Annotated in this window: 14 protein-coding genes and 1 pseudogene; 10 read left to right on the top strand and 5 right to left on the bottom strand. The window is 59.7% G+C overall.

Annotation, left to right across the window (positions count from 1 at the left end; all coding sequences use genetic code 11):
* Positions 1-31: 31 nt before the first annotated feature.
* Positions 32-352, bottom strand: a complete 321-nt coding sequence (locus FJ490_RS28700; protein ID WP_064993574.1) for an iron-sulfur cluster assembly accessory protein — start codon at positions 350-352, stop codon at positions 32-34.
* Between the two features lie 317 nt (positions 353-669).
* Between FJ490_RS28700 and FJ490_RS28695 the strand changes: the two genes are divergently transcribed.
* Positions 670-1,731 carry a ChuX/HutX family heme-like substrate-binding protein gene (locus tag FJ490_RS28695; protein ID WP_064993535.1) on the top strand — a complete coding sequence of 354 codons (1,062 nt, stop codon included), beginning with the start codon at positions 670-672 and terminating at the stop codon, positions 1,729-1,731.
* 689 nt (positions 1,732-2,420) lie between these two features.
* Here FJ490_RS28695 and FJ490_RS28685 read toward each other — a convergent pair.
* Entirely contained in the window at positions 2,421-2,612 is a 192-nt protein-coding gene (locus tag FJ490_RS28685; RefSeq protein WP_086081371.1) for a hypothetical protein, read from the bottom strand.
* 374 nt (positions 2,613-2,986) lie between these two features.
* On the opposite strand from FJ490_RS28685, the gene FJ490_RS28680 reads away from it, so the two are divergent.
* The 6 genes and pseudogenes from FJ490_RS28680 to FJ490_RS28660 all read left to right on the top strand — a co-directional run bounded on the left by FJ490_RS28680 (position 2,987) and on the right by FJ490_RS28660 (position 9,440).
* Positions 2,987-4,204 (top strand): cytochrome P450, encoded by a 1,218-nt coding sequence (locus FJ490_RS28680; RefSeq protein WP_064993533.1) that lies wholly within the window; start codon positions 2,987-2,989, stop codon positions 4,202-4,204.
* Positions 4,099-4,368, top strand: a pseudogene (locus FJ490_RS33685) (ferredoxin); the annotation flags it as partial. The gene FJ490_RS28680 and the pseudogene FJ490_RS33685, both read left to right, overlap by 106 nt.
* 153 nt (positions 4,369-4,521) lie before the next feature.
* The gene (locus tag FJ490_RS28675) at positions 4,522-5,106 is read left to right on the top strand and encodes a nuclear transport factor 2 family protein (protein ID WP_064993573.1); all 585 of its coding nucleotides are present in this window, start codon (positions 4,522-4,524) and stop codon (positions 5,104-5,106) included.
* Between the two features lie 375 nt (positions 5,107-5,481).
* On the top strand, positions 5,482-7,083 hold the full coding sequence (locus tag FJ490_RS28670) for an SDR family oxidoreductase (protein WP_064993531.1): 1,602 nt from the start codon (positions 5,482-5,484) through the stop codon (positions 7,081-7,083).
* A gap of 265 nt (positions 7,084-7,348) precedes the next feature.
* On the top strand, positions 7,349-8,401 hold the full coding sequence (locus FJ490_RS28665) for an LLM class flavin-dependent oxidoreductase (protein ID WP_064993530.1): 1,053 nt from the start codon (positions 7,349-7,351) through the stop codon (positions 8,399-8,401).
* Between the two features lie 436 nt (positions 8,402-8,837).
* Positions 8,838-9,440 carry a nitrogen fixation protein NifQ gene (locus tag FJ490_RS28660; RefSeq protein WP_064993572.1) on the top strand — a complete coding sequence of 201 codons (603 nt, stop codon included), beginning with the start codon at positions 8,838-8,840 and terminating at the stop codon, positions 9,438-9,440.
* Positions 9,441-9,453: 13 nt separating this feature from the next.
* Here FJ490_RS28660 and rpoN read toward each other — a convergent pair whose 3' ends face one another.
* The 3 genes from rpoN to FJ490_RS28640 form a co-directional block, all read right to left on the bottom strand.
* Complete coding sequence (rpoN, locus tag FJ490_RS28655) at positions 9,454-10,803, bottom strand: RNA polymerase factor sigma-54 (protein WP_084015736.1); 1,350 nt, start codon at positions 10,801-10,803, stop codon at positions 9,454-9,456.
* A 170-nt stretch (positions 10,804-10,973) separates the two neighbouring features.
* Positions 10,974-11,507 (bottom strand): peroxiredoxin, encoded by a 534-nt coding sequence (locus FJ490_RS28650; protein WP_064993528.1) that lies wholly within the window; start codon positions 11,505-11,507, stop codon positions 10,974-10,976.
* Between the two features lie 1,878 nt (positions 11,508-13,385).
* Entirely contained in the window at positions 13,386-14,606 is a 1,221-nt protein-coding gene (locus tag FJ490_RS28640) for an MFS transporter (protein ID WP_064993570.1), read from the bottom strand.
* Positions 14,607-15,184: 578 nt separating this feature from the next.
* On the opposite strand from FJ490_RS28640, the gene nifH reads away from it, so the two are divergent.
* The 3 genes from nifH to nifK all read left to right on the top strand — a co-directional run bounded on the left by nifH (position 15,185) and on the right by nifK (position 19,346).
* Positions 15,185-16,078 (top strand): nitrogenase iron protein, encoded by an 894-nt coding sequence (nifH, locus tag FJ490_RS28635; RefSeq protein WP_064993527.1) that lies wholly within the window; start codon positions 15,185-15,187, stop codon positions 16,076-16,078.
* 91 nt (positions 16,079-16,169) lie between these two features.
* Positions 16,170-17,672, top strand: coding sequence for a nitrogenase molybdenum-iron protein alpha chain (gene nifD, locus FJ490_RS28630; protein ID WP_064993526.1), 1,503 nt, complete (start codon positions 16,170-16,172; stop codon positions 17,670-17,672).
* Between the two features lie 132 nt (positions 17,673-17,804).
* Entirely contained in the window at positions 17,805-19,346 is a 1,542-nt protein-coding gene (nifK, locus tag FJ490_RS28625) for a nitrogenase molybdenum-iron protein subunit beta (protein WP_064993525.1), read from the top strand.
* Positions 19,347-19,388 lie beyond the last annotated feature (42 nt).

Genomic DNA, 19,388 nt, shown 5'->3' with positions numbered 1-19,388 from the left:
ACCTCCCGGGCCCTCTCTCCTGCTTCGACGATCAGCTGAAGGACTTGCCGCATGAGCACTTCGCTCGCGCGTTTGGGTTATCGAAGACAAAGCCGGAGGATTCGAGCCCCGTGACGAAGTCGACGGTCATGCCGGCGACATGCGGTTGGGAGCCGGCGTCTAAGAACACCTTGATCCCATCTGTCTCGAGGATCGCGTCGCCCTCGCGCGGGACGCTCTCCAAGCCGATTGAGTATTTGAAGCCGGAGCAGCCGCCGGGCTGAACCATGATGCGAAAGCCTTCCGCGGGGTCAGTAGCGGCGGAAAGAGCGGTCTTGACCGCGGCAACGGCCTTGTCGGTGAGCGTAATCATGGCTCGCTTATCCTCGTGCGTGACGATTTTGCGGATCACCATGCATGGTCCGTGCCAATGGGAAAAGCGGCGCTGGAACAGTGCGACATCGCTAACACTGCCGCGATTCCGGTTCGGAATTGCTGCGAAGGCGTCCGGCAATCGACACGTATTGTCGGATTTGTCGCGTCCGCCACAGGGGCTGGGCCCGAGTTCCCGCTGAGCTGGCACGTAAGCCAGTTTCCGAGATGCTTCGGCAAATTGGCACGAGTTTTGAGGCTCCCTTTTGGCGAGGACTAACGCTCCTGACCGACAGTATGGGCAAGCAGAGGTAAGACATGCACCAGCGCGAGAAACCTTCGCCAGAGAGAATCCGGCGGGCACGCGAAGACAGCCCCAAAATCCGCGACCGCGATCTCGCTGGCCAATTGGGCATCTCGGAAGCGGAGCTCTCCGCGGCACATTGCGGTTTTGGCACGGTGCGCATCGAGCCACGCGTCAATGTTGTTCTAACCGCTCTCAAGGCGGTCGGCGAGGTAATGGCGCTGACCAGCAATGATAGTGCCGTGCATGAGAAGATAGGCATCTACGACAAGGTGCTCACCGGCAGCCATCACGCCATGGTGCTCGGCAATGACATTGATCTGCGCATCTTCCCGAAGGTGTGGGCGCATGGCTTTGCCGTCGAGACACGCGAAGGCGGGGAGATCCGCCGCAGCCTGCAATTTTTCGACGCCGCAGGCGAGGCAGTGCACAAGGTGCATCTGAGGCCGTCCTCAAACCTCTATGCCTATCAAAGACTGACAGACGAACTCCAATCCTCGAACCAGGAGCCGATTGTATCGGTTAAGACGAGGTCAGCCGAAAACGAGGCAAACATTCCGGACCAAGCCGCTACCATCGACGACCTGCGGGAGCACTGGAGCCAGCTGACCGACGTACACCAGTTCTTCGGCATGCTGAAGACGCTGAACCTCAGGCGCCGCCGGGCGGTCCGCATGGTCGGCCAGGACTACGCCTGGCTGCTTGACAATGCTGCCATTGGCGGCATGTTCCATCGTGTCGCCGAGGACGAGATGCCGATCATGTGCTTTGTCGGCAATCCTGGCTGCATCCAGATCCATTCCGGCCCGATCAAGTTGGTCAGGCAGATCGGGCCTTGCATCAACGTTCTCGACGCCACTTTCCACCTGCATCTCAGGACCCAGCACATCCGCGAGGTTTGGGCCGTGCGCAAGCCGACCAGGGACGGCCACGTCACGTCACTCGAAGCCTATGGCGCCGACGGCAATATGATCATCCAGTTTTTCGGGACGCGCAGGGAAGGCGAACCCGAGCGCGACGACTGGCGGTTACTGACCGAGAACCTGCCGCGCTTTCCCAATTCAACCGCCGCTTGAGGTAGGACCGACGCATATTGATTTCCGTTTTCGCTCGGCGTCCGCGCCGCTACTCTGGATTCTGCTGACCACCTCTGCGCCTGCCGAGGCCAACGAGAGCACAGCTGTCTTTTGCGACCCGTCGCGGATCGCCTTGACCGTAGTCTCCAGCCCCAGGGCGCTACACCCGTGGCGAGCCAGCCATCGATGGTTCCGTTGCGATGTCCCAGAACCGGAAGCTGCCCCTGGTCTAATGCGTCAGCTGTACGTCGATCGAACGTCCAACATCCCGGCCCTGTACGGCGCCGGGTGGCATCAAGTGGTCGAGGTGAAATCGATCGGTCCCTTCGTCCAGTTTCCAGAGGGATGGGTCCACAAAGGCGTGCTCGAATGATCCATAAGGTCGGCAAGGCCCGTCGGCGTCCAATGCCAAGTCCGCAAGGGTAGCGTGCGAGATGGATGCAAAGCTGAACGCCGCCCGAAGCAGACCGTATCATCAAAGAACGCCAGCGCATCCTGTTCGTGCTATCGGAGCAGGGCGGTTAGATTCTCGGCCCGGGGCGGCGACGCAGCAGTCGAAGGCCTGGTTGCCGGTACGACGAGTGCGGTCGAGGATTTCTCCGGCGGGCAGCAGCTGTCCGACGAGGCGATCGTCACCGCCAGGCGAGGTGATCCTGACGCAGAAGAATGTCGGGGCGGAATCTTCAGAGCTAATTTGCGGCCTCGCGATAGCCTCGGCGGACGTAGGCCTTCTTTTCGCCGTTGGCGGCGTCGGCGGCCCCAAGCTCCAGCTCCGCCGCTCGGCGGCAAACCAGCAAGGGATCGGGGCCGGAGCCTTCTTCACGAGCGCGCAGGCTCATCATGGTCAGTGATCGTTCCTGCGAACCAATCGCTGTCAGCAAATCCACCTTGCCTGCGAACCGTCGATTACCACCGCAAAGCCGCTCGCTCCCTACAGCGCTTGTGGAGAGCGCGCTCGCGAGCGGCTTCGCTACCGCCGAGCGACACCCGGTCTGGGAGGGACCTCGTTCGATCCTTAGGCAGCTTCCACCAGGCTCCTCGTTAGCTTCTATGCGCACCGTTGTGATGTCTGGAACGGACAAGAATGTCGAAAGCCCTACCAGGCGTAGCCCCATACCGGGTCGCCACGACGATATATGAGCGGGTGCCAACGGTGCCCCTATTCGGCACGCGATTTGCTCAATGTCATCTGAGGCGATGTCGGCAGTGCGTCACGCAGTTCAGCGGCGTAAACGCCTGAACGCAGGAGGACCAAATGGTAGCCAACCCGGTTCCAGATCATGTCCCCCCGGAAATGGTGGGCGACTTCAGTCTTTTTACCTCGCCAGGCATGTCCCCGACGCCCAACGGCGATCCGCACGCAGCAGTCGCTTGCGTGCATGCCGGGCCGCCGATCTTTTATTCGCCTTGGAACACGCGGGCCGGACAGGGTACTTGGGTCATCACTCGGGCGGCAGATCAGCGCCGGGTGCTGCAGGAGACCGAAGTCTTTTCCAGTCATCGCAGCATCTTCGCATCTGCATTGGGCGAAGACTGGCCGATGATCCCGCTCGAACTCGATCCACCGTACCATGGAGTCTTTCGCTCACTGCTCAATCCGCTGCTTTCGCCACAGCGCGTAGCGGAATTTGAACCAACTATCCGCGAGCGAGCGATAACGCTCATCGACAGCATCGCCTCGCGGGGCACGAGCTGCGACGTGATGAAGGATTTCGCCTTTCCCTTCGCCGTCAACATCTTCCTTCGCTTTCTCGGACTGCCGGATCACCGTCTCGATACATTTGTCGGCTGGGCGAAAGATCTGCTCCACGGCGACGATGTGAGACGGCCGGCGGCTGCTCGGACTATTGTGGCGTTCATCGACGAACTAGCGGCGATGCGCCGCAAAGAGCCCGTCGACGATTTCATGAGCTTCATCGTGCATGCACAGGTCGAGGGTCGCGGGTTGACGGACCAGGAGGTCCGTGGCATTGGCGTGCTTACCTTCGTTGCGGGACTCGACACCGTCGCTGCAGCCATTGGCTTCGACTTGGCCTATCTCGCGCGCAACCTCGAAGATCAGGAATTGCTGCGGAACGAACCGGACCGGATTGTGCTCGCAGCCGAAGAGTTGCTGCGCGCCTATCCGAGCGTTCAGATGATCCGCGTGGCACGGAAAGATATCGATTTCAAAGGCGCGCCGATCCGCAAGGGAGACTTTGTTTCCTGCGCCACGATGATTGCAAATCGTGACCCTGCGGAATTCGAGGCCCCCAACACGGTCGATCTGACGCGAGAGGGCAACCGCCACGCCGCCTTTGGCTATGGTCCCCACCGTTGCCTTGGCTCTCATCTCGCCCGGCGGGAAATTGTCATTGGGCTGGAGGAGTGGATGGCGCGCATACCGCCCTTTCGGATCAAGGAGGCAACAGCACCCATCACCCATGGCGGCCATGTGTTCGGGATCGAAAATCTGATTCTGGATTGGGCTTGACCAAGGCCGCCCGGAACTGGGCACAGACGTGGGAAGTAGCCGTGCGCATTATCGTTCACAAAGCCAGGTGCCAGGGTCATGCGCAATGCTCGGCGCGAGCGCCGGCAGTCTTCAAGCTGGATGAGGCGGGCTACATCCTACCTGGTGACATTGATGTTGCGGATGGGGAGCAACTGCTTGCGGCAGATGGGGTGCGATCCTGCCCCGAACTAGCGCTGGAAATAGACGATCCGCCTGCTGCGCGCATAGTAGCCCAGGCCACGCGCAAACGGAACAATGCGCTCCCGGAACACCTCAGAACGACGGAATTTTCGACTATGGACCCCGCAAAAACTACCGAACTACTCGACCGTGAGGCGATCCGCGACTGCCTCTATCGGTACTGCCGCGGGATAGACCGCGCCGATGAGGCAGCGCTGCGTAGCGCCTACTGGCCTGATGCACATGACAATCATGGGGCCTATCGCGGCTCGGCCGAGGGCTTCATCCGGTTTGCGCTCGGTGTCTTCAAGACCGGACCGCGCAACATCCATCAGATCACGAACGTCCTTGTCGAATTCATCAAACCGGCTCAGGCCGCAGTCGAGAGCTATTTCACCGCGCTGCAACGCGGACCGGACAAAGACGGAGAAATGCGCCAGATGCTGCTAAGCGGGCGCTACTGCGATCTGTTTCAAAAGAGGGCAGGCGAGTGGCGGATTGCCGATCGGACCGTCGTCTACGATTGGCTCGAGGAGCAGGTCCCAGCTGCGGTGCTTGAGACAGAACGGTTCGGCCTGCGACAGCCGATTGGAGCACCGTATCCGAACGATCCGGTCTACGCGATCGGAAAGCATCGCGTTGCTTCTCGCGATAATGCGTCCCCAGCTCCGAACGGGAAAACCACATCGGTGGGACGATAATTTATGACAACTCTGCTACGCCACAGCAAGCTTAGCGATACCCTGCACGCTAAAGATGCGGCCGCCAGGGTAGCCTTTCTGCCCCGCGACAGCGTGACCGCGACAGCGCTCTGGTCTGAGGCCACGAGCGCGCCGAGGCCGGTCTACATCGATTTGCTGGACTTGGCAGAGCCGCTCATCGAGGCAAGCCCCTGTGCTTGAGGCGTCGGACACACATTCGACTATCCGACCGAGAGTTGGATCGCAGCCAATGCGGACGACGCCTGTCTGGGAACGCACGCGACCGGCGCCAGCACAGGGTGCTCTACGGGGGCGCACCATTCCGCCGCACCACGTCGAGGGCAGAGATTTCAGAGACTCCTGGAGAAAGTTCCCATGAAGCATGCAGGACGGGTCGTAATCATAACAGGCGCCGTGGGCGGAATCGGCCGTGCCCTGGTCGATGTTCTTGCGGCAGATCAAGACACTATTGTTGCGGTGGACCTTCCTGGGACCGGCGTGTTTGAACTGGCCCGCGATCTCGGCGAGCAGCACCTTGGCCTCGAGTGCGATGTCTCGCGAGAGGGAGATATCCTCGCGCTCTATGGCCGGGTCGAAGCACAGTTCGGGCAGATCGACGTCCTCATCAACAACGCCGCGGTGGGACCCAATGTGGCTGCCACTGTCGACACCGATGTCGACGCCTTCCGACGCCGCCTGGCAGTAAACCTGATTGGGCCGTTCGTCATGGCGCGCGAGGCGGCGAGGCGCATGAGGCCGGGAGGTGCCATCGTCAACGTCGCTTCGATGTCGGGCGTGGCCAGCAATCCCAGACGCCATGCCTACGCAGCCTCGAAAGCAGGCCTGATCTCGTTGACAAAGTCGCTTGCATGCGAATGGGCTTATCGCGGCATCCGCGTGACGGCGGTAGCGCCGGGCTGCGTGCGCACGCCTATGACTGCAGAGCTGGAACGAGCAGGCAAAATGGACCTCTCGGCGATGCGCCGTCGCGTGCCAATGGGGCGCATGGCTCGGCCCGACGAGATCGCCCGGGCTGTGCGTTTTCTGGCAAGCGCACAGGCGCACTACGTCACGGGATCCGTGCTGGCGGTCGACGGCGGCTGGATGTCATTCAACCAACCTGGGGATGCCTGCCCTGAGGTGGAAGGCGTTCCCCTAAGCGAACTCTCCTGTCCGGCCCAACGCGCCGACGCGCGAGTGGTGCTCGTCACGGGTGGTGCGAACGGTATAGGCGCCGCCGTTGCTCGCCGTTTTGCCGCGAATGGTGATACCGTAGTGATCGCCGATAAAGACCGCACCGCGGCAACTCTCCTGGCTGCATTGCTCGGCGGAAAGAACATCGCGAAATCGGTAGATGTGGCCGTCGAGGCCGAGGTGGTGGCGGTGTTTGAGGAACTGAGGGAGCGCTTCGGGGGCGTCGATATCCTCGTCAACGGTGCTTCTGTCGTCGACACTTTTGTGGCTGGGATCGAACAAATGCCTGCAGACATCGAACGTGTCCTGCATGTCAATCTCACTGGCGCCTTCGTTTGCGCGCGTGAAGCGATCAAAGCAATGCGCCCGGGCGGCGTGATCCTCAACCTCGGATCGATCAACAGTTTTCTGCCCTTCGCGCCGCGTCACGCCTACGGTGCCTCGAAGGCGGCGATGGACATGCTGACCCGATGCATGGCGGCCGAACTGGGGCCCGCCGGCATTCGCACAGCCACCGTCGCTCCTGGCTATATCCGCACTCCCGCCATTAGCGAGTTGGCGAAAACCGGCCACATCGACTTGGCAACGATCGGCCGACGGATCCCTTTGGGCAGGATGGGAAGGCCGGAAGACGTTGCAGATGCAGCGTTTTTCCTGGCTTCCTCCGACGCCTCATACATCAACGGCTCGATCCTCTATGTGGACGGCGGCTGGACCGCGTTCGGTGACGCAGGAAACGCCAGCGAACTCTACGACGAATGCTTTGCGGAGGCGGGTGTTTGAACGTCGACCATCGCTACGCTACCGGGCGCCGTCCATGAAAGCGGAGACCTGGCTTGGAACGCGCCCGCGGCGCGGCCCCGATCCAAGATGTCGGCGGGGCAACGTCCCTCGGCATGGGGACAAGCTCTCGCGCGTGCCGGCAACCATGGATCCGGACTGCTTATCGTACCACTATGCCCCTGCCAGGCGCCCGATCCGAGGCAATCGCGTGTCTCGGATGAGCGCAGTTCCAAATCCGCCAACCATCAGCAAACAAGGAAACATAGTGGAATTCGCCACCTTCATCCTGGCCGCCCAACGTGGGTATCATCAATCCCCCGAGATCGTTATCCGAAACTCGATCGAACAGGCCATCGCTTCGGAACAGGCCGGCTTCGGCACAGCCTGGTTCGCAGAACACCACTTCAACAACTACAGCCTGATCCCTTCGCCATTGATGATGGTGGCCCACTGCGCCGGAGTGACGAGCACCATTCGCCTCGGCACTGCCGTCTGCGTGCTGCCGCTCTACAAACCGCAGCGCCTGCTCTCCGAGATCGGCTTCGCCGATATCCTTGCGAACGGTCGCCTGGAACTCGGCGTCGGCTCTGGATACCAACAGTTCGAGTTCGAGCGCTTCGGCGTCAGTATCGATGAGGCGCCGGCGATCTTTTCGGAACATCTCGATATCCTTTTGAAGGGTCTCAACCAGAACATCTTCGAGCACGATGGCCACTATGAGAAAATACCCCCGACGGCGATTTCAGTATGCACCGTCCAAAGGCCGGCACCGCCCATCTGGATGGCCGGCGGGCCGGCCCGCATGAAACGGGCCTACCGAGAGGGTCACAATTTCTTTGTCACCGCATTCCACGACGGCCTGGCGAGCTTGAGCACGTTGCGCGGAGCAATCAAGGAGGCGGCGGCTTCCGAGGACAGGAATGTGACGGACGCCAGGATATCGCTGTTGCGTTGCTGCTACGCCAGCGATGACGAGGAGGAGATCAACAGCTATCTCGACAACGCCCGTTTCCAGCGCCGCCTGTCCGAGGCGCTGCATCAGCGCCGGCAGCAGAGCCACGACGGCTATCTGCTGCAGGAAACGCCCACCCAGCAGGATCTGTCCTTCGGGGCAATGCGCAACAACCTGCCGATCGGCAGTGTGAATCGCGTGATTGATCGCTTGCTGCAAGAGATCGACATTCTGAAGCCGGATCAGATCGCAATCCAGACCCAGTTGGGGGATTTCGACCAAAAGCTAATGCTGCGCCAGATCGAACTCTGGGGAGACAAGATCATTCCCGCAATCAACAAGGCGCTGGGTTATGCGCGCGTTTGAAATCATAAGGGGGCCAACTTCGTGGCCGCAGCTTCTTTTTCGTTCCACTCGGCATAAACGGATTCAAATGGCACGTTCATGAACGGAACTTGGCGTGGGTTTCGATGAGTGGCGCTGCCGTCACCTGGACGGCCCCAGATGGGGTTCCCCACTATCTCGCCTGCCGACGGGCGAGCCTTCACGGCTAACCGTCGCTTCAGGACCTGCTCGCGCCGTCAGCCAAATTCACGGCGTCGTGTCCTGGGTGAAATTCTCGCCTGCCCGACAGGCTGCAGGACGCGTTTCAAGGCGAGGCTCAATTGCATGATCAAGGCGGTCGATTTCCCCGACCGCTCATTGGGCACGAGCCTGCGCACACGTGTGCCCGAAAGACTGACTGACCCGCGTTGCGCTCGGCAGAGTGCTGCGTGAAGGCACAGACCAGGAGAACGGAACCATGTCCGGTCAAAACGATGCGCATATCGGCACCGGCCAATGGCCGACGATCCAGCCGGAGAAGGAGTTCGACGAACATGTGCTTGCCTGCGTCTTCTCCTGTGCGCTCAAGGAGGTCGAGGCTGGCACGACAGTGGCGGAGTCAACAGGCCTTTCGCTTGCCGAGCTGCGCGAGGTCTTGCCCCGCGGTTTCCCTGGTACCGCGATGGCAGCATTCGCCTCGGCAAACGTCAGCGATGCTGAGCCGGGTGTAGAGGAAGAACTTCTGCGCGGCCTGCTACTGGCACATGCCCGGGCGAGTCATCCGGCGAGCGCCCGCTTCGCTAAGATCCTCGCCCGGCGCGCCATGCATGATGGCCATCTGTGGCAGGACCTTGGGCTTCCCGACCGGACCGAGCTCAACCGCCTTCTGGCCACACACTTTCCGACGCTGGCGGCCGGCAACACCCAAAATATGAAATGGAAGAAGTACTTTTACCGCAAACTCTGCGAGGCCGAAGGGTTTTCGCTGTGCACTGCGCCCAATTGTCGGGAATGCAGTGATTTCGAAAATTGCTTCGGCCCCGAGAAAGGCGAATGTGAAGAACGCGTCACACCGGTTTAAACGCCGCTTTTCGTCACGAGGCCCTGAGGCCTTGATTACCGTTGTGCCACAAGCGTTTTTCCCGGCGCCGCTGTACGGAGGAGGGGACATTCATCGCCTCGCGATATTTTGCGACGGTGCGGCGAGCGAGATCGATACCGTCTTCCTTGAGCCGGTCAGCGATTTCATCGTCCGAAAGCACGTTCTCAAACGATTCTTCGGCGACCATTGCTTTGATCCTATGGCGGACAGCTTCGGCGGAGTGCGCGTCACCGCCTTCGCAAGAAGCGATCGCGACAGTGAAAAAGTACTTGAGCTCGAACACTCCACGTGGGGTGTGCATGTACTTGTTCGACGTTACCCGGCTTACAGTCGACTCGTGCATGTTGATCACGTCAGCGACCGCCTTGAGATTGAGGGGTCGTAGGTGGGCGACGCCATAGTCCAGAAAGGCATGCTGCTGGCGCACGATTTCGTTCGAAACTTTGACGATCGTCTTGACGCGCTGATCGAGACTGCTGATTAACCAGAGCGCATTCTGTAGGCATTCGTTGAGAAATGTCATCTCTTTCGATTTTTTGGCGACTCGGCGTGAAACTTCCTTGAGATAAGTGTGTTTGATCATCAACTTGGGCTGCGTGTTCGGATCAGGCTCGATCTGCCATCCACCTCCGGGCGAGGGAGTGGCCCAGACATCCGGCACGATGCATTCCGGCGCGCCCGAGTGGAATGCGTTTCCGGGCTTGGGGTCGAGCGCACGGATTTCCTGCAGCATGTCGAAAAGATCTTCGTCGTCGACGCCGCAACGCACCTTCAAAGTCCGATAATCGCACCGCGCAAGCACGTCAAGGTTGGCAATCAAAGCCGCCATGGCCGGGTCGAACCGGTCTCGCTGGCGCAACTGTATCTCAAGACATTCGCCGAGAGATCGTGCGAAAATCCCCGGCGGATCGAGGTGCTGCAAGATACCCAAAACTCGTTCCACATCGGCCAGCGGGATGTTTAGCTTCCCAGCCAGCTCCGAAGCACTTGCCCCAAGCAAACCAGTGTCATCCAGATGTCCCGCAAGCACATTAGCAATCAGCCGCTCGTGCGGCGTGAAGGCGGTGAAGGAAATCTGAGAAGCGACATGGTCGTGCAGCGTTTCTGGTAAGGCGACAAACTCCTCGAAGGCACGATGATCGCCAGGCGCGGTGCTCGATTTCCCTTGCCTGGGCAGATCCCGGGACATCTTCGCATACTCCAGAAGGGGATTTCTCTCGAGCTCCTGGGCCACGAACTGATTCAGTTCGGGAATGTTCATTTGAAGCAGGCGAATCGACTGGATGAGTTGAGGCGATAATCCCAGAGACTGTTTCTGAAGTAGGCTCAATGACGGTTGCATGGTCACTTATTCCTGTCTAGAAGCTCTTGACTGCGGCTGGTTTCGATCTCTCACAGGGTCGACGCCTCTCATGCGCGTCACCTTTGAATGACCTTCCCGGACGCGCCGCTTTAGAGCTTTGCCCTTGTGCAAGTGGCGTCCAAACGCAGCTGCACATCCTCGGCACCAGGTCATGCAGCGTCCTTCAATGTTTGAAGGACGTTCTGCGGGGATGAGACGCCATAAGGGTCGGTCCCGCAGTTGTCGGAGAAACCTTCCTCCTCAAACCACTGCTCCACCACGCCATTATTGACCAGAGCCGCGTAGCGCCAGGAGCGCATACCGAAGCCGAGATTGTCCTTGGCAACCAGCATGCCCATTTTGCGGGTGAACTCGCCTGAACCGTCGGGGATCAGCTCGACTTTCTGCAACCCCAAGGACTTCCCCCATGCATTCATGACAAAGGCATCGTTGACGGAGAGGCAGTAGATCGCGTCAACTCCTTCCTTCTTGAATTCCGCATAGAGATCTTCGAAATTCGGCAGTTGGTAAGTCGAACAGGTCGGTGTGAAAGCACCGGGCAGCGAAAACAGGATGACCCGTTTGCCGGCAAAGTAGTCGTCGGATGTTCTTTTTTCCCAGCGGTAGGGATTTGGCCCCTGGACTGAATCATCGCGGACACGCGTAAGAAACGTGACGAAGGGAACCTTCTTTTTACCGGTCATCAATTTTCTCCTTGAAGGGAGGTGGCACTGGATTCTTGCAGGGGCTGGCGCAATACCGAGCTGCGGGTCTCGTGCATGGCATGATGCCGACGGCGCTCCCGATGCTTTCTCCATTCGGGTGTATGGGAACGGCCCGGCTCCAGGTGTTCTTCACCCGAACCGCATCGACGTGGGCGATTGGGGGACGCGGCTCCGGATTCGTGGCAACGGCCCGGCTCCAGACCTTTCTCACCCGAAAGCCATCGATATGAGGGATGAGGGCACCTTCTAGCGCCGCGATTGGTCTGGCCGCGACTAGGGCGCCGGAGCCGGCATGGATCACCCACTCCTCATACCCGGGGTCAAAATGCTGGCAACCGGACATGACCAGGAGCGGGATGAGCATATGCGTCGCAAAAGTGATTCTCCGCGCCGCAGAGCGGCGTGGCTGAACTGGTTCAGCGTATTGGCTGGACTTGCCTGTTTCCGGCCGACGTGGGCTCGGCCGAAATTTTGAGAAGCCTCTTGGCCACTGACATGCTGATGCAAACCGATTTCCGGCAAATGCGCGAGCATCATCTGGCGTCTCGGCATCGGACCCCAGTTGCAAAGCCGCTTCGGAGGACGGATCTCCGAACCGGACGACGTCCCGATCTTCAGCGAAGACGGCCACCGTCGCCTTTGTCCATCGTTTGGAGCTTGGGGCGTCAGCCATGGTAGTCACCTTCTTCCTGGTTTGATGGGCTCTAAGCACAAGGCTGCAAGCGGCATGCCATTTCCAATGAAGCTGCTCCTGCACCAGCGCTATCGCTTCGGTACGACGTCTTCGCCAACCGGAGGTGCGCGCCAGAGCCGTCACGTCATCACACCGAACAAAAGTCCTGTGTAGAGAGGGTATTCACCCGTCCGGCGCCGGCTGGCAAAGGACGGGCCAGACAGGGCAAGCCCAGGCAATACCCCGCATCGGCCGGCACAGCGATTGCACAGTGTGTTTGCCCTGGCGTGTTTTTACGTGCGACTAACGTGAACGCAGGCCGGCAGCGCCACGATCCGGATTCGATAAGGATCGCTTTCGACTCGGCTACGATCTTTACACGCATGGTGTTCCTCTCGCCGAGCGTCCCTATCGAAATCCATTGTGTCGGAAACTGGACTAGAATTGTCGCAAAGCCGACCCAAAGGTCGCCAAGAAGCGTCCGCTGTTTGCGGGAACCGGCAGAACGCAACGGAGCGCCAACCGGGCACGCAAATAGCCAACAATCTTGTCAGTGGGACGTCTGCAAATTTCGAGGAGAGCCTCGGCTGCCCCTAGCGAGGCTTGATGCAGGAGCGCATTGATCTTCCGCTCCAACTCAACTGAAAGGATTTCTGTGATCCATTCGATCGCTATGCCTGGCAGGCACTAAATCGGCATTTCAAAACCGATGATTTGACGGGTCTCGCTAGCTCGCGCCGAAAAAGTTTGCTGCCCATTTGTGCCCGACGTTCAAACGGTTGAAGAGCAGATTGCGCCCTTATCTCCCAAGCTCGTCGGCGTCCACCAGCGGGACGAGGTCGTTGCCATGAAGTTGTCGGACATAGTCATTCGAGAGGTGAGACCGTCGTTGCGCTGACACCCTTGCAATATCAGGACATCGATGTCGGCGAAGATGGGCTGCGCAACCTGACCAAGTCCGCCCGGCCGAGCGCTGATCGCTCGCTGTAGTCTCGGTGCAGGCCGGCAAGGCACCGGCGCTGGTCCATGCCCGTTGAAGAGCCGACGTGGAAGAGGCAGTACCGCGATCCAGGCGGCCATCCTAGGCGAGACGAAGGCCTGGATCGAAAAAGTATCGTGCGCAGACCGCGTCGCGCGGCTGGTGCGAGTCCACCTCGACGGCGAGCTTCTCTCCCACCAGGCGGTTAGGTTGCGTGTTTCGGGTCGAATACGAACACTGTGAGTGCCGCGAGCAATGTGGCAATTGCGGTGTAGGCAAAGACACCCGTGACGTGGTCGGGATCCTTCAGCAGCAGTCCGCCGAAAATCGCGCCGGCTGCGATGGCTACCTGGAACGTTGAGGTCATCAGCACGGCGGCGCTTTCGGCCTGCTCGGGAACCGCACGCAGCAGTATCCAAGTCTGCAACCCCACCGGCACCGCGCCGAAGGCAAAGCCCCATACGGAAACCGCAATCGCCGAGGCAAAGGTCGATGCTCCAAACTTCAGCAACGAGACAGCGGCTATCGCCATAAGGAAGGATGGCAGGGCCGCGACTGCCTTGAGACTGTGTTTGGCCAGGAATGCTCCGGCAAAACTGCCGAAGAAGCCGCTTATGCCAGAAAGGAGCAACAATATCCAGATCCCGTTGGTACCGAGCTTGGGAGTCGTCTCGAGGAAGACCCGAATATAGCTGAAGCTGGTGAAGTGCCCAGAAGCGACCAGCAGTACGACCAAAAGTGCGACCTTTATGGTCGGATCTTTGGCCGCATCCAGCAGACTGCGGAATCCAGCCATTTCAACCGGAGGCAGCGTCGGCATCGTTAAAAGCAGCACCAGCAGCGTAACAGCATTAAGCACTGCGGTGAGCGTGAAGGCCACTCGCCATCCCAAGCTGCCGCCGACGACGGCGCCGAATGCAGGCACGCATACGAGAGCGACCGAAACGCCGGCGAGGATGATTGACATGGCGCGCGGCAGAAGATGATTTGGAACGAGCCGTATCGCCAGCGATGCCGAAATCGACCAGAAGCCTCCGAGCGCAATGCCGAGCATAACGCGTGCTGCCAGCAAAACCGGCAGCGACGACCCGACTGCCACCAGAAGGTTGGACAGGATCTGAAGCAGCATCATTGCCCACAGGACGGTCCTGCGGTCCAGGCGCTTTGCAATAATGGCCATCGTCGGCGCTGAGATCGCCGCAGCAATGCCCGTCGCTGTGATCGCATATCCAGCCGCATCCACTGAGATGCCGAGATCGCGCGCTATCAGCGTCAGCACGCTGGCTGGCAGACACTCTGCCGCCACCAGCCCGAAGGTGCCCAAAGCAAGCGAAATGACCGCACCCCATGCGGGAGGAGATAGTCGATCCGGCGTTTCTGGGCCGTGCAGAACAGTCTCGATAAGACCCGTCGCCGATTCGGTCATGAACATCCTCGCCCAACATGGGTTGGCTGCGATGACCCGAACTAAAGGCAGAAGCGCGCCATCGCTGCCCGACATCTTGTGACAGTAGGGCGTGCAATTTCGGTGCCGGTTCTCCGTGCCCGACGGGGGTGTCATCGTCGGCAGACGTCTCATCAGGCTGTTCTATGCCGACCTCGGCGTCCGTCTCGAACCAGCCATGCGCGCCAGCAGTTCCGAGCCCGGATGTCTGATGTTCCGTGACGGGACGACGCGAGCCGGTCGCTATGACCGCCGCCTTTAAGCAGCCAAAAACCGGCTCTGACTGAAAGGACCATTTCCGGTGGCTCGAACCTGACGTTTTGTGTCGGGCATTGTCGGGTCCGCTACACGGCTTGTTCCAACAATAATCTATCTGCCAGCGAGCACTTGTTAGCGCACAAGCTAACTAGCTAGAGCCAAAAGGAAAAATCCCGCTTTGGCTGTCCTTCGAAAAAGTTGGCACGAAACTTGAGACCTCGTTGTGAGGCGGCAAGAGCTGCCCATCGGCATTTGTGTCCCGGGCAGCCGCGACGGATGAAACCAAGGAAGGAAACCTATTAATGTCACGTCTGCGTCAGATCGCCTTTTACGGCAAGGGCGGCATCGGCAAGTCCACCACCTCCCAAAATACGCTCGCCGCTCTCGTCGACCTCGGGCAGCGAATCCTCATCGTCGGCTGCGACCCCAAAGCGGATTCCACCCGCCTGATCCTGAACTCGAAGGCTCAGGATACTGTCCTGCATCTCGCGGCACAGGAAGGTTCGGTGGAAGACCTCGAGCTTCAGGACGTGCTCAAGGTAGGCTACAGAGGCATCAAGTGCGTGGAGTCCGGCGGCCCGGAGCCGGGTGTAGGCTGCGCCGGCCGCGGCGTCATCACCTCAATCAATTTCCTTGAGGAGAACGGCGCCTACGACGATGTCGACTATGTCTCCTACGACGTGCTCGGGGACGTGGTTTGCGGCGGTTTCGCGATGCCGATCCGCGAGGGCAAGGCGCAGGAAATCTATATCGTCATGTCCGGGGAGATGATGGCGCTCTATGCCGCCAATAATATCGCCAAGGGCATCCTGAAATATGCACATTCGGGCGGTGTTCGGCTCGGCGGACTGATCTGTAACGAGCGTCAGACCGACCGTGAGCTTGACCTGGCCGAAGCACTGGCTTCCAGGCTCAACTCCAAGCTCATCCACTTCGTGCCGCGCGACAACATCGTCCAGCACGCCGAGCTCAGAAAGATGTCAGTGATCCAATATGCGCCCGACTCCAAGCAGGCCGGAGAATACCGCGCGCTTGCTGAGAAGATCCATGCGAATTCTGGCCAGGGTACCATCCCGACCCCGATTACCATGGAGGAGCTCGAGGACATGCTGCTCGATTTCGGCATCATGAAAACCGACGAGCAGATGCTTGCCGAGCTTCAGGCCAAGGAAGCGGCAAAGGCGGCAGCCCAGTAACCGATATTGGGCGCCCTCCTTGAGGTGGCACGCCTTGCAAAGAACGGCGCCTCGTCGGTGAGGCGTCACCAGACACCTTGAAAGGGGTCCCATGAGCCTGGAATACGAGAATGATGGTGCTCTCCATGCGAAGCTTATTGAGGAGGTGCTATCGCAATATCCGGACAAAGCGGCGAAGCGCCGCAAAAAGCATCTCAGCGTCGCAAAGAGCGGGGACCAGGCCGGCGGGGAAAACGAGATCCTTTCCGAATGCGACGTCAAATCGAACATCAAGTCCATTCCGGGAGTGATGACCATACGCGGCTGCGCCTATGCCGGCTCAAAGGGCGTGGTCTGGGGTCCGGTCAAGGATATGGTCCATATCTCGCACGGCCCCGTCGGTTGCGGCCAATATTCCTGGTCACAGCGCCGCAACTACTACGTCGGAACAACGGGCATCGACACGTTCGGGACAATGCAGTTCACATCCGATTTCCAGGAGAAAGACATTGTCTTCGGCGGTGACAAGAAACTGGAACAGATCATCGATGAGATCGAGCTACTGTTCCCGCTGAATAACGGCATCACGGTGCAATCCGAATGCCCGATCGGTCTCATTGGCGATGACACCGAGGCAGTTTCTCGCAAGAAGGCCAAGGAGTACGAAAAGACTATCGTGCCGGTGCGCTGCGAGGGCTTCCGCGGCGTCTCGCAATCACTCGGCCACCATATCGCCAATGACTCCATCCGCGACTGGGTCTTCGACAAGAAGGACGTCGATTTCGAGGCCGGTGCTTACGACGTCAACGTGATCGGCGACTACAATATTGGCGGCGACGCGTGGGCCTCGCGCATCCTGCTTGAGGAGATAGGATTGCGCGTGGTCGGCAACTGGTCCGGTGACGCGACACTCGCCGAGATCGAGCGCGCCCCGAAGGCCAAGCTCAATCTCATCCACTGCTACCGGTCTATGAACTACATCTGCCGGCATATGGAGGAAAAGTATGGCGTCGCCTGGATGGAGTACAATTTCTTCGGACCGTCCCAGATCGAGACCTCCCTGCGTAAAATAGCCAAGCATTTCGGCCCCGAAATCGAGGAGAAAGTCGAGAAGGTCATCGCCAAGTACAGACCGCTTGTCGACGCGGTCATCTCAAAGTACCGGCCACGCCTCGAAGGCAATACCGTCATGCTCTACGTCGGCGGCCTGCGCCCCCGCCACGTCATCACAGCTTACGAAGACCTCGGCATGATCATCGTTGGCACCGGCTACGAGTTCGCTCACAACGATGACTATCAACGCACGGGCCATTACGCAAAGAATGGCACGCTGATCTATGACGACGTTACCGGCTACGAGTTGGAGAAGTTCATCGAGGGAGTTCGCCCCAACCTGGTTGGCTCTGGCATCAAGGAAAAATACCCCGTGCAGAAGATGGGTATCCCGTTCCGTCAAATGCACTCCTGGGACTATTCGGGACCTTATCACGGCTATGACGGCTTCGCCATTTTCGCGCGCGACGTGGATCTTGCGATCAACAATCCGGTCTGGGGCCTCTACCAGGCACCTTGGAAACAAAGCCCGTCCCGTGGGCAGGCGATGGCTGCCGAATAGATGCCCTGTCCCAGGCCTAGTCTCCCCAGAGAGACGATGAACCCTCGCGGCTTGTGAGCCTCGGGAAACCGCAAACGTCTCCACGTACCTGAGCTGCCGTATGGCGCGGCCAGATGGAAAGAGGTAATACCAATGCCGCAGTCGGCCGAAAAGATTCTCGACCACGCTCCGCTGTTCCGCGAGCCGGAATACAGGCAGATGCTCGCCGGGAAGAAGCTGAATTTCGAATGTCCGCACCCGGATCAGATCGTTGCCGATCAGGGTGAATTCACCAAGACCTGGGCATACCGCGAAAAGAACCTCGCCCGACAAGCGCTTGTGATCAATCCCGCCAAGGCCTGCCAGCCGCTCGGCGCTGTGTTCGCGGCCGCGGGCTTCGAGCGGACCATGTCCTTCGTCCACGGTAGCCAGGGCTGCGTGGCCTACTACCGCTCTCATCTATCGCGCCATTTCAAGGAGCCTGCTTCGGCGGTTTCCTCCTCGATGACCGAGGATGCGGCAGTATTCGGGGGCCTGAAGAACCTGGTCGATGGGCTCGCCAACACCTACCAGCTTTACGACCCGAAGATGATCGCAGTCTCGACGACTTGTATGGCGGAGGTCATTGGCGACGACCTGCACAGCTTCATCGAGAACGCCAAAGACGAAAAGTCGGTGCCGCGCGACTTTGACGTGCCCTTCGCCCACACGCCGGCCTTCGTCGGTAGCCATGTCGACGGCTATGACGGCATGCTGAAGGGCATTCTAGAGCACTTCTGGAAAGGCCAGGAGCGCACGGAAACCAAGGGAACCATCAACCTCATTCCGGGCTTCGACGGCTTCTGCGTCGGCAACAACCGGGAACTCAAACGCCTGCTCGATATGATGGGTGTGTCCTACACCTTCATCCAGGACGCCTCTGACCAGTTCGACACGCCATCGGACGGGGAATACCGCATGTATGACGGCGGCACCAAGATCGAAGAGGTGAGGGGGGCACTTGACGCCGAGGCAACGCTTTCGCTCCAGCACTACAACACGCGAAAAACGCTGGATTATTGCGGGCAAGTTGGGCAGGCCACGGCTTCCTTCCATTATCCGCTGGGCGTCCAGGCGACCGACGAATTGCTGATGAAGGTGTCGGCGCTTTCCGGCAAGGAAATCCCCGAGGCAATCCGACTGGAGCGCGGCCGACTGGTTGATGCCATGGCCGACAGCCAATCCTGGCTGCACGGCAAGAAATACGCGATCTACGGCGACCCGGACTTCGTGTACGCCATGGCCCGCTTCGTCATGGAGACCGGCGGCGAGCCGACACATTGCCTGGCAACCAACGGCTCCTCGGCCTGGCAAGCCGAGTTGCAGGAACTGCTTGACGCCTCGCCCTTCGGCATGGACGCTCAGGTCTGGGCGGGTAAGGACCTTTGGGCGCTGCGATCGCTTCTCTTCACCGAGCCGGTGGACCTGCTGATCGGCAATTCCTATGGCAAGTATCTGGAGCGCGACACCGGCACGCCGCTGATCCGCCTGACGTTTCCAATCTTCGACCGGCACCATCACCATCGCTTTGCGCTCATGGGCTACCAGGGCGGGTTACGCGTGCTGACCACGATCCTCGACAAGATCTTCGACAAGCTCGATCGCGAGACGAGCCAGACGGGCGTGACGGACTATTCCTATGACCTCACCCGCTAAAGCACACGGCCAGCTTTTCGCCCAGGCTGTTCATTGCCCGAA

It is taken from the genome of Mesorhizobium sp. B2-5-11, assembly GCF_006440835.1.
Taxonomy (GTDB): Bacteria; Pseudomonadota; Alphaproteobacteria; order Rhizobiales; family Rhizobiaceae; genus Mesorhizobium.
Note: the sequence above shows the minus strand (reverse complement) of the source record. Positions and strands in the feature narration are given on the sequence as shown.